The sequence below is a fragment of the Paraglaciecola sp. MB-3u-78 genome (genome assembly GCF_002835935.1).
Classification (GTDB): Bacteria; Pseudomonadota; Gammaproteobacteria; order Enterobacterales; family Alteromonadaceae; genus Paraglaciecola.
Genome location: NZ_PJCF01000086.1, coordinates 95,976 through 108,116, shown reverse-complemented (window position 1 = coordinate 108,116; position 12,141 = coordinate 95,976). Strand labels below are relative to the sequence as shown.

7 protein-coding genes are annotated in these 12,141 nt (G+C 41.4%); 4 read left to right on the top strand and 3 right to left on the bottom strand.

Annotated features, from left to right (window positions below; all coding sequences use genetic code 11):
* Positions 1-72 precede the first annotated feature (72 nt).
* Together CXF95_RS26845 and CXF95_RS26840 are read left to right on the top strand one after the other, a co-directional pair.
* Positions 73-2,358, top strand: coding sequence for a hypothetical protein (locus CXF95_RS26845; protein WP_101201480.1), 2,286 nt, complete (start codon positions 73-75; stop codon positions 2,356-2,358).
* A 14-nt stretch (positions 2,359-2,372) separates the two neighbouring features.
* Entirely contained in the window at positions 2,373-3,344 is a 972-nt protein-coding gene (locus CXF95_RS26840) for a glycosyltransferase family 2 protein (RefSeq protein WP_101201479.1), read from the top strand.
* A 16-nt stretch (positions 3,345-3,360) separates the two neighbouring features.
* Here the strand turns inward: CXF95_RS26840 and CXF95_RS26835 are convergent, their stop codons facing one another.
* The gene (locus tag CXF95_RS26835; RefSeq protein WP_198556724.1) at positions 3,361-8,649 is read right to left on the bottom strand and encodes a carbohydrate binding domain-containing protein; all 5,289 of its coding nucleotides are present in this window, start codon (positions 8,647-8,649) and stop codon (positions 3,361-3,363) included.
* Between the two features lie 607 nt (positions 8,650-9,256).
* Between CXF95_RS26835 and CXF95_RS26825 the strand changes: the two genes are divergently transcribed.
* The gene (locus CXF95_RS26825; RefSeq protein ID WP_101196919.1) at positions 9,257-10,510 is read left to right on the top strand and encodes a DDE-type integrase/transposase/recombinase; all 1,254 of its coding nucleotides are present in this window, start codon (positions 9,257-9,259) and stop codon (positions 10,508-10,510) included.
* 423 nt (positions 10,511-10,933) lie between these two features.
* Positions 10,934-11,299 (top strand): hypothetical protein, encoded by a 366-nt coding sequence (locus CXF95_RS26820; RefSeq protein ID WP_101201476.1) that lies wholly within the window; start codon positions 10,934-10,936, stop codon positions 11,297-11,299.
* On the opposite strand, the gene CXF95_RS26815 is transcribed toward CXF95_RS26820, so the two are convergent.
* Complete coding sequence (locus tag CXF95_RS26815) at positions 11,296-11,640, bottom strand: ATP-binding protein (protein ID WP_101201475.1); 345 nt, start codon at positions 11,638-11,640, stop codon at positions 11,296-11,298. The two genes, CXF95_RS26820 and CXF95_RS26815, sit on opposite strands and share 4 nt — an antisense overlap.
* Positions 11,631-12,032: a hypothetical protein gene (locus tag CXF95_RS31005; RefSeq protein ID WP_232788065.1), complete on the bottom strand. Its 402-nt coding sequence runs from the start codon at positions 12,030-12,032 to the stop codon at positions 11,631-11,633. Before CXF95_RS31005 ends, CXF95_RS26815 begins: the two co-directional genes overlap by 10 nt.
* Positions 12,033-12,141 lie beyond the last annotated feature (109 nt).

The following is a 12,141-nucleotide window of genomic DNA, read 5'->3' as shown; positions in this document are numbered from 1 at the left end:
AGCTTCGTCAAGTTCACTATGAGCACTATAAAATAAAAATCAAGTTGTTTTTGATTAAGGAGCACCAAACAAATGTCTTTTTATCAATCCCTTACTAAAGAAGCGTCACTAATATCTGTTCTAACCTTTTCTTTAATCGCTTTATTTAGTTGCGGTGATTCTGTTGGAGCTGACTTTGAGTCAGGTGGCTCAAGCCCGTTCCCAGCCGAAGGCCTTAATGAAGACTTTGTTCAAAATGGTGGCTTTGAGCTTGTATCGACGACTAACTCTACAATCCCGCTCGCGTGGGTCAGAAACCTTGGTACTACCGGTAAAAAGGGCACTGTAGTGCAGGACACTTCTTTTAGGCTCAATGGTAGTTATTCACTTTTATTGCAGCCCAATGGTAACAACGATAAAAAACAGCCATTAGCCGTCGCGCAGGAGATTAATAGTACTAATTTGAAAGGAAAGACCATCTACTTCGGTAGCAGTATGGCGGTAGATGCTGGTGCCAATGCCTTAGTCGGCATGGTCAGTGTCGTTGATGGTAAGTCAGGTCAATTTAAAATGCTATTTCATTCATCGTCAGACAAAAAATGGGCTTGGTATGAAGACTCCTACGAAGTACCAAATGGCAATGACGTAAAGCTTTATTTGTCTGTTTGGGTTGCAGGCAATACAGGAAAAGCGTGGTTTGATAACATTTCAGTTAGATTAGATAAGAATTTCACTGAACAAGTATCCGTCAAGGAGCCCTTTCAAAGCGCCATAAAACATGATGGTAAACCTTGGAAACCAAGTAAAAACCCTCAGCAGTTGTTAGCGTCTGTAGAAGTAGATGCAGGCAATCAACTTAGAGATATTCCATCGGAACTATTTGGTGGAAATATAGAATGGCGTTGGAATGCAACAAGCCTATGGCAGGAAAAAGAACGCCAAGTTGACCCTGAAATTATACGCTTGTCCAAAAAAATGGGCTTAAAGTTAATTCGATATCCTGGTGGCATATACTCAGACTTTTATGACTGGAAGGATGGTATAGGCCCGTATAACGAGCGTCCAAAAATAAAACATGAAGCCGGGAAAGAGGATGCATCTGTACCCAATTTCGGTACTGATGAGGTCATTGAAATGGCCGACGATTTGGGTGCCGATTTGATCTTTGCGGTTAACTTTACCAATGGAACACCCCAAGATGCAGTTGAATGGATAGAATACGTTAATAAAAAGTCTCTCCGAGTCAAGTATTGGGAAATTGGCAACGAACAATATATTAATAATGGAAATGCTGTATCAAAGGCGGTCACCTTAACCCCAGAAAAATATGCAAAGCGCGCTCTCTTGTTTGCCAAGGCAATGCGCAAAGCAGATCCGCGTATCCAAATTGGCATTATTGGTGGTATCAATCAAGGTGACTACAAGCAAATGGATTACAAAAATTGGAATCGTATTGTGTATAAAAAAATGCAGGGACACTTCGATTTTGTTTCTATCCATAATGCATACGCACCTATTCTCACCGGTGACCATAAAAATAAGCCTATAAGCACGGTTTATAAAGCGATGATGGGTAGGCCAGTAGCTATATCTAAAAACTTAAATAAAATGGAGGAGGAATTGCGTGAATTCTATCCTAATGAAAAAGAGCGTCCTTTTATTGCTGTAACTGAATGGGGCCCCATATTTCAATTTTTCCATGCTGGTGATTACGTCGACCACCCGAAAACTTTGGGCTCTGCGATTTTCTCAGCGAGTACATTAAAATCATTTATTGAATCGCCGCAAACTAAAATGGCAGCGTTTTGGATGTTGAATGATTTTAGTGTTTTAGGCTGGTTATCTTCGGCTAATAACACTTTCCCGCCGGCGCCGGAGTGGATTCCAACGCCTCGCGCTTACGCATTTGAGATATTTAGTACCCATTTTGGTACTAAGTTGGTTTCAACGAACGCGCAAAGTCCTACCATGGATACTCCTTCAATTGGGTGGTCTGAAGGTCAAGATGATGTGCCGTTTTTGGATGTTATTTCGAGTTTAAGCGAAGACGGTAACACTTTATATGTAATTGGAATTAACAAACATTTTGATGCCGACATATTGACCAGTATTCAACTCAAAGACTTCGTTCCAAAGCAAGATGCAACTAGTTGGATCTTAGGTGGGGTAGATATCGATTCTCATACTGGTTCAAAGGTAATTGCTGTGCCAGGATTAAAGTGGGGTAAACAAGCTAAAGGCTCAAAAAATGGCCGTTTCGATTATGGCTCGATGAATGAAGTAACTTTAAATCCCTATCCAATTGACGATGCTGCAATCAAGTTTAATTTCACTTTTCCTAAACACTCTGTAACTAGTATAGAGCTAAAAAGAAAATAGGGATTAAACAGGAAATGGACAATTCTGAACTACCTCAGGCGAGTATTGTTATCCCGGCATATGGAAGGCCAGAACTGTTAAAAAAAGCGGTGGAATCTTGTATTCAGCAAGACTACCCCGCACATCTTTTTGAAATCATTGTTGTAGACAGCTCGGCTGATGATACTAACGAGAAATTAGTTTTATCACTAGCGGCTGACGCCCAATGTCGACTGATTTGTTTAAGGAAAAAAGCCGAAGGCCCCGGTCCGTCTCGCACAATGGGTGCACAGAATTCTGTGGGCACTATTATCGCGTTTATGGACAGTGATTGCGATGCAGTTCCTGAGTGGTTGCGATCTGGCGTACTTAGATTTTCTGAAGGGGTAGGACTCGTTCAAGGACAAACCTTGCCAGCACCCGGGGCCGAGCATAGTGTATTCAACCGTTCTTTTGAGCTTCGTGAAGAGAGTTTCATTTACCAAACTTTGAACATTTTTTATTGTCGTGAAGCTTTTCTACAGGTAGGCGCTTTTAGGGCAGATGAACACCCAGAATCGATGGTTGTTCTTGGTGGTGAAGATACCGACTTCGCTTGGAAAGTTAAATCACTCGGGTGGGAGAGTCGCTTTTCAGAAGAAGCAACCGTGTTCCATGTTGTTGAAAAAGTAACGCCTTGGCAATGGTTATTTGATAAGCGCATGATGGTGGTGCCACGTATCCCAAAAGACTTTCCACAAACTCGTCGCTTTTTTTATATGAGATACTTTTTTGATTACACGCAAGCAACCTACAGTATAGCTCTTATAGGCCTCCTAGGGATTGTCATCAGTTGGTTTAGCTTGCTGTTACTACTACCCTATTGTTTTGCGAGGGGGAGTGAAAAAACGCAAGCGCTTAAAGGCCCTCTGCGATTGATAAGAGTAGGCATTTATTTTGTTAAAGATTCTTGTAATTTTATTCAACTACTTAGAGGCTCTATTCGTTATAAATCTCTATTATTATAAGTAGGCTAAAATTTAATTAATCCATTGATCCATTAAAATACGAGTTAGCATATATATATGCATCTACTCCTATCTTCGCGCCCATAATGCGACCAGGTATATCGTCTAAAGGCGGATGAATACCACCCCAAATCCTCGACAAACTGCATTGATCTGAAGCGTCTTTGTAGGTTGCCCATTGCAATGACATATTTATACTAGGGCCATTTTCAAATACAAGAAAATCGTTTTGGGGAATAACAAATGAATGAATGCCACCCGGAAAATACTCATTTCCTGTAATATTTGTTAACACCTCAGCTGCCGCTCTAGAGAAAGTTGAATGACCTGATACGTAACCCGCAAAAGGAGGTGTTACAAAGCTAGGTCGTTGATATGGCCACCAGTTTTCAGCCAGAATCCACTCGACACCAGCTTCGTCTACTTCAGGGTCTAAAATAGCGTCAGGACCCTTCCATGCGTTGACCTTTATTTTGCCAATGTTTTCTCCCGTTTGCCCCGCAAGCGGATCGTTAAAATCAATTAGCTCAACGTAACCAGGATGCAACGTTATGCCATTAGGATGCCATGAAGGCAAATTACTATCTGTACTTTGACCCAAGTCAGCCATAGCGCGCAACGAGCTTATAGGTCTAATATAGTCGTACCATCCCTTTGCGCCCCAGGCTGCAATCGCAGAATCATGCATTGCACCTCCAAGTACAAAGTAACTTTTGACATCCCATTCAAGTTTATTCAATTCAGCGCCTGCACCATTCCACTCTCGCTCAAGCATAGGATGATCACTCACCTCATTGAGAAGCACATACCAATGACCTGGTGGTGTTTCTGAACTGGGTCCATCAGCCCAGTATTCAGCCAATACTCTTGCATAATCACCACGAGGTACGAGCTGCGGAGTATATGGTTGGCCAGTCGCTGGATTAACTGTATACCCAATACTGGGATCACCGCCATTATAAGTGTCATAGAACTCTGGATAATCATCAAAATTAGTAGGTAGTTGCTGAATATTACCGATGCTAGCAGGGGATATATCTATCATCACGCCATCGCTCGGGTCTAAATGTGCTGACCATATAGAGACAAGAGAAAAAGCCCATTTATACATATCAGATTCAACGCTTGGTGGTGCACCTGGGTCATGAAAAAGCCAATAGTCGAAACCATCACGTGTATAAATGGATAAATCATTATCTGACAGCGCGAAGGGGATAACTTGTCCCCATTCAGGACCGAGAAATTCAGGCATTGTACTTATCTGATTACCAGATTGATCTATCGACTCCTCAAGTTTCAGTGGTTGCCAACGATTTAGATCAACAATATTCGGATTGCCCGGCAGCTGCGGTTCCAACGCCTGATTAACGGGCTGATAAACAGTATTGATGTAATCATTTTGTTCGTTAGCTCCGTCGGCTAAGCCAAACTCAATATAGCATTGTGCGATATGATTGCCGAGTGCCGCTGCAGAACCCGTTACATAGTCTGTTGATACATTGTCCACATCATGACCCAACATCGACATCAAGGCATTTGAGTCTAAAATAATTTGCTCGGCGCCTGGAGAACTAGCAAACCTATGCCGCAATAATCGGTAGCTTGCAAAACTGATAGCTTCGGCACGGGCAGTTTCTGTATTATTCGGCACATTAAATGGCAAAAGGTCGCATGAGACACCTGATCGTGTGCGTCCTAATAACCAAGGCTTTTCCGTTAAAGCGAATGCAGACCAAGCGTCATACATCGCTGAAGATGTATGGAATAGATTTCGAGCGTGGATGGTAGGCCTTGCAAAGTCAGATCTGATCGCTTGTAATAAAACTTCATTCCAGCGCCTTGCTGCAGACACATCAGTTGCCGGTGCAACGCCTGGGAGGAAGTTTGCGGTTAAGGTTACTGGGTTATCAGGCATTGTAAAAATGGTATTAATATCTTCGGGATTGGCAAATGTTCCACCACCACTGCTCGTCCAATGTGAAAAGTAATAGCCTTCTTCTGGAGCAATAGCACTTACAGGGATCTGGTCACCCGTAACAAAGTTACCTGTTCCTGAACCTTGGATAATCGTCAAATTTGCAGGAGGGACGAACGCAACTCCACAATTAGCTGTGGCTCCTGCGTTATCAACCCATACATTGCGTGATAAAGGGCCGTCTCCCAATTGTATTGAAATTCTCGCATCGCTGTCAGTTGCCGTTGCCGTGAATTCAATGACAAACGTTTGCCATTCAGTAGTCAGCGGTATGGCTTGTTTCAAGCCTAAGTTTTGCCATGGCGCGTGATTTTGGTCAACAGAAAGCAATGCAAAACCGGGAACGTCAGATTTTGCGTCGAAAGAAATTCGATACTCCCGTCCTTTTTCAATGTAGTGACCTTCGTTAATTAGTTGGATATGCCATGCAACACCACTAGCATTGTTGATAGAAGCGCGCAATGAACGAAGTCCTTGGCTGGCAGTAGTTGGATCAATTGCCCAATCAACACTATCAGAATTAAACGACTCAAAACGCCATCCAGAAGATCCCTGCTCAAATCCTCCATTAGGTAAAAGTTCCGCTGGAGAAATAGCTTGCACAGGAGGCGGCACCCAAGGTTTTAAGCTAATTCTGTCGAGCCAAACTTTTTTTCCGTCATTGCCGCCGAGCAAAAAAGCCAGTCGGGCAGAGCTTACACTAACCGTCGCTTCAAATAATACACTGTAACTTTGCCATTCGGTGCTTACATCGAATTGTGCGTAATGGCCAAGATTACTCCAAGGTGGAGAGTCTTGCATCAAGAGTGTTGCAATGGACCCTGATGTTGCAGCTTTTGCACCGAAAGTAAGAAGATACTTTTGACCGGCGACAATAGGGATACTTTTTTGGCCTAACTGAACTTCCCAAGATTCAGAGCCGCCATTCACCATTTCAACTGAAACCGCTTTACTGCCTGTGGGCGAAAGTGCCTCTTTATTAACTGTTAAGCCACTAGCATTTCCCATCGCGAGGGTAGTAAATGAAAACTCAAGTGACTCAAAGTCTCCATTCTTAATCAATTCTGTGTTTGGTAATAATTGCGGGACTAAGATTAATTCAAGCTCGTCAATCCAGACTTTGCGCTGTTCTCCAAAGCCAAGTAGAAATGCTATGCGGGCGTTTATATCGCTGCTTGTTGCTTGAAAAGTCACGCTGTAATTTTGCCATTGTGTGGTAAGTGCAAAATATTTATTTAAGCCAATAGGACTAAATGGCGTGTAATTCTGACCTACGGTAGCCATTAAGCCACTATTAGGGACACTAGCACGGGCACGAAAATGTAAACGATATGTTCGATTCTCTTCTATAGCAATGTTACTTTGCTGCAGCATTACGTTCCATGGCTGGCTATCAAGCGCTTTTATATCAACACTTATTGCCTTGTTGTTTGGCGTCACATCTTCAAGTTGCCAAGTTGCACTTGCTGAACCACCAACACTGGTTTTCCAATGATTTTTTTCACTAGCAAAATCACCATTTTTCAATAGCTCCCCTGAGCCAATGCTTTCAATAATTTGAAGATGTTGATTGGTTTGCTTAACCATAACCGTTGTGCGACCGCTAGGCCATTTGACTTCAATTTGAGCTTGTTGTGCCAAGCCCAAACCAAATTCCAATTCGTGACTGGAAGTACTTCCTGCATTACTAGAGCCGGCAACCACTTCTCTGATCTGAAATTCATGGCTCTCGATTGAACCGTTGCCATTAACGTCGGCCATTACCCTTACTCTTGCCCCAATTGCGCTTCGGTTGCTGCGGTAAGGACCTGATAATTCTGGATTTCCCTCGAGCGAGAGCACAAGATATCGACGATCTGGATGATCTATTTCAGAGCGATTTTTGTATAGCGCAGACATCTCTGATTTATTGACGACAAAAATGTCAGGCCAGCCGTCTCGATTATAATCGGCACTGACGTTTGCTCTTGAGTTCTTTTGTTGATCAATGCCTGCAATACTAGCTTGCTCTTTCCAACCAGACGGCTGATTGCTGTAATATCGGTCTTGCAAGCCGCCATGGCTCGCAACATGCAGGTCTTGCCTGCCATCCAAATCAAAGTCTTGCCACTGCACGCCCCATGAAAATAGTGCTGGTAGCTCTGAACTATAAATAAAGCTTAGCTCGCCAGTTTCGCTAAATTGATTTACCCAAAAATCATTTTTACCTATGGAGCCCGGTGTTGTCCCACCAGCCCCCGAAATATAAATATCAAGGTCGCCGTCATTATCTGGATCACCAACATCTACACCCATTGCAGAACCACTATTGTGACCAAACGCTTGGGTAAGATCATAAGTAACTAATTCAAAGCCTAGCCACTTGCCAATCGCGTCATCGCCCAGATTACGATACAACATATTGCGATCATCACTACCGCCAACTTTGTTAGTAACCAATAAATCTGGCCAAAGATCGTTATCAAAATCTGCGAAAACAATGGCAATAGAGGAACTAAAATGCTGTCCGCTAGTCATGGTCTGCCCAGATTTGCTTTGATATCCAGTCACATCAAAATGCACCGTAACATCTGAAAAAGTGCCATCACCGTTGTTTCTATAAAAAATATCACGTTGTCCGGGTAAACCAGAGGGGCCTTCCGCGTTCCCTTCTAAACAAAATGAATCGTGATTACCGACAAACAAATCTAAATCGCCGTCTCGATCCACATCTGACCATGCTGCTGTTAAAGAGTTATCAAGTAAAATACTACCGAACTCAGCATTATCGTCAAAAGCACCGGCTAGTCCTATTTGGTTTGCATCACTATTAGTAGGGGCTGTTGAAGGTGTGTGATCGATAAATGAGAATGTGCCGGTATCAGAAAGTTGATTTTGAAGCAGTACATTCGCTCCATTGAAGTTGAGTACATAAAGATCGACGTCTCCATCGTTGTCATAATCCGCAGCTATGGCGCCTGTTGCTGCTCCGTCATCACCCGCGCCTGCATCATTTGGAAGTCGATAAAAGCTGCCGTTGCCATCATTGATATACAGCTCATTTGGGCTACTAGCATTAAACACTGTGCTGCCACGCAGCAAATAAAGGTCAGGCAAACCGTCTGAATTTAAATCAGTAAACACCGCACCAGGGCCGTGGATATCGCCACTATCGGCAATGTAATCTTGTAATCCAGCGGCAACGGTGACATTTTCAAATTGAGTGTTGGCATTAACGATGAAAGAAAGTAGAAAAAATGGCAAGGAAATTAGGCCCAAATTTCGCTTAACCTGCCTAGTGATTGGGTTAATTATGACCAAATAGTTCAGGAATATTGTAGAAGAATTCACATTGACTACCAATTATTATAATATATTAAATAATAAACGCTACGCCCTTTCTATGCAACAAGGATAGAATCAAGTTGTCAAAACGTCACAGCTGGAGATTTTTTAATTACTATCGTATTTATTCACACTGCATGAGGATGATAATCAGGTTACCGCGGTGAACATTGTCAATTTATCTAATCAACAATGCTCACTAAAGCATGTTCCTTAAAGCAGTCTTATTTGGATTTTCTAGTAAAAGCTAGACCTATTAAACTCAAGGAAAACAGCATAAACACGGCGGGCGCTGTCACTTCTTTGGCCAATACACTATCAGAGGAAACTAAGCGAAATGCCTCTTTACCTAAAACGGCATGAGCAGCAGTAGTTGGGTGAATCTGGTCCCAAAAAACAAAAGTCTCTGGATTATTGCATTCATTTTCAATAATAACGAAAGTAACCGACCTGCATTGACCCGTTGTATTAGTAAAACCTTCTAACCTAGTATAGGACAAATTAACACTATAGACTACCCGTAGCCTTGTCCAATATGAAATGAGTCTTAACTAATTGCGTGTTTCCAAAATGAAATGCGTCTAAAGACTTAAATTCTGTTCATGATCATAAGATGCAAGCGATCATGAATATAGAAAACCTCACCACTATTGAAGAGCTTGAACGCTTTATTCAAGGTAACCAAGCCGTCGCCTTTACCGTTTTAGGTGATAAAAATCAGCGATATCAATTCATTCAAAAAACATTGATAAAATTTCGCTATATCACGTTAAAAAAAACCGACAAAGGGATCGTCAATCAATACCTTAAAAAGGTGACAGGCTACTCGCGGCAGCAACTCACTCGATTGATAAAACAATACAAGGACGTCGGCAGAATTAACTGGCAACCTTGCCGAACTAACGGCTTTTCAACCATTTACAGTACAAAGGATATTAAGCTACTGGCTGAAATGGACGCAAGGCATGATGATATCTGTGGTCATGCCACTAAAAAGCTGTTGGAGCGTGCCTACAATACGTTTGAGCAATCAGAATACCAAATGCTTGCCACTATCTCTGTTTCACATTTATATAACTTGAGGCACTCTCAAGGCTACCAAAAACAACGCAGACACTTCACAAAAACACAATCAAGACAAGTGCCTATTGGCGAACGGCGTAAACCTCAACCCAACGGCGAGCCTGGCTATATTCGTATTGATACCGTGCACCAAGGAGACCTAGATAAACAAAAAGGCGTGTATCATATTAATGCAGTTGATGAGGTGACACAGTTTGAGGTTGTTTGCTCAGTTGAACGTATTAGTGAGCGTTACCTCATTCCAGTACTAACGCAAATGATGGCCGCATTTCCTTTTATTATCAAAGGGTTTCATTCAGATAATGGCTCTGAATACATCAACAAACACGTGTGTAAATTACTCACCAAACTTGAAATAGAGCTCACTAAATCACGCTCAAGACACTCAAACGATAATGCCTTAGCAGAAAGTAAAAATGCATCAATTGTAAGAAAACAGTTTGGTTACACACATATTCCACAGAAATGGGCACCGTTAATCAATACGTTTAATTTAAAATATCTTTACCCGTATATCAATTATCATAGACCTTGTTTCTTTCCTGAAGTCACCACTGATGATAAAGGGAAACAACGTAAAACTTACCCTTACAAAAGTATGATGACGCCCTATGAAAAACTAAAATCTTTACCCAATGCCAAAACATATTTGAAAGCAGACTTTCATTTTGAAATACTAGATGAGCAAGCTATGGAAATGACAGATAATGCTTGTGCTGAATTACTTCAAAAAGAACGTAATGAATTATTTAACCAGATCTTTGAACAGAATAAACGAGCCTAAAAATTTACTTACTTAAGACTCATTTGTTAATTGGAATATACTGATCCCAATCAGTCTTTTTATACTTAACCTGAACTCTGGATAAGCCATACCGTCCAGCACAACTATTATTGCGCCTATCTTTGTTGAACTTGCTTACAATAGGGCGCTATTGCTTCACAGATTCGCCTCGATATACGCAATAATAGCAGCACTGGATGTGTTCAATGTCTTTGCAATGCAACTAATACTATCTAACATACTGTTATTACTGCAATTAACTTAAGGGAGGCGGCACGTCTTAACCAGAGTTTAGGTTACTTTAACTCAGGGATTGTTATTCGTTGTTATTAAAAGGCATAACTATTGAGTATGTTTTACTGTGCCAGTATCACGTAACATGTGGATTCTTATAATGAGTTAATGGTCTTTGAGACATACTATATGTTACGTTTTGTTGTAGTTACGTTTGAAATTTTGGCTTTGATAATGATTTTACGCAGTGCGTTTGTGCAATTTTGGTTGTCGGACATGCAAACGACCACTTCACAGTGGATACATGGCATATCTATGACCATCGATAATCAAAAATTAGCCAAGTTTAGAAATGAAATTACGGCCCATGTTCAAGATTTAACCGAGCCGCAAACAGAATACTTATATAAAATCACTAGCACAAAAACTGAACTTAAGAATTTTAATCAACATTATTGCCATGCTGGAGATAAAAACCCTTACATTTATGGGAGCAATTTGCGTCACGTCTGTGGTGAAATCAACCGCAAAGGTATGCTTAACAAATTTAGCTAAAAAGAATTGGGCAAGGTGATGATGAATTTAGCTCCCCCCAGCTCCCCATCGGTTACAAAATAATCTCCTTGATGCCAATCGACAATTCTTTTTACAATAGCTAAACCAAGACCGGCTCCACCTTTTTGTCTATCTCGAGATTCATCAAGACGACAAAAGGGTGAAAAATTTTTTTCACCCTTCGCATGAGGAATGCGTACACCGTCGTCTTCTATACATATCTGAATATTATTTTGAACCATACTGCCATCGGGCTTGACGTTTGAAACCGTTTTTTCAAGGTGTGATAAGTCACGGCATAATGGCCAAATCCAAAATGCGATAACGCCACCTAATAACAAAAAAATATGACGCAGTATAACAAAAATCTCCCAGAGTCAGGTCTGTTAATCGGCAATGATATTTCTAGCAACTGGGTTGTACTATCAAGAATATAAATTTGCTCTGTAACACTTGAGTCGCTGAGCACGATTGCTCGCCCATTGTTTAATTTATTTAAATCACTATCTGACCAAGCAATATCACCTAAATCTCGTAATGTATGCGTGCCGCCTAAGCTTTGAATAAACTTTGGCATATCGACATTTTGTTGTTTGGCTTCCTCAAATACAGGCCCTAACAGTTGCGTATTAGATATGTCTGACTCAGTGAAAAATATGCGTTCAAGGCCTGCGCTCAAACCCACCAAAGATAAGGCAATAAATAGATACATACTGATGAATAGGCGAGCCATAAAAAGTTAATCGTCCCAGGCGTCTGCGACAAAAAAGAACCCCTTGCCCCAAATGGTTTTTATCCTATAAGGATGTTGGCAGGATGCAAAAAACTAAAAAAATGCACGT

What these genes read in the sequence shown, in the direction of transcription:
- CXF95_RS26840 (WP_101201479.1), top strand. Translation starts at nt 2,373, where the DNA reads ATGGACAATTCTGAACTACCTCAGGCGAGTATTGTTATCCCGGCATAT.
- CXF95_RS31005 (WP_232788065.1), bottom strand. Translation starts at nt 12,032, where the DNA reads ATGGCTCGCCTATTCATCAGTATGTATCTATTTATTGCCTTATCTTTG.
- CXF95_RS26825 (WP_101196919.1), top strand. Translation starts at nt 9,257, where the DNA reads ATGCAAGCGATCATGAATATAGAAAACCTCACCACTATTGAAGAGCTT.
- CXF95_RS26820 (WP_101201476.1), top strand. Translation starts at nt 10,934, where the DNA reads ATGTTACGTTTTGTTGTAGTTACGTTTGAAATTTTGGCTTTGATAATG.
- CXF95_RS26845 (WP_101201480.1), top strand. Translation starts at nt 73, where the DNA reads ATGTCTTTTTATCAATCCCTTACTAAAGAAGCGTCACTAATATCTGTT.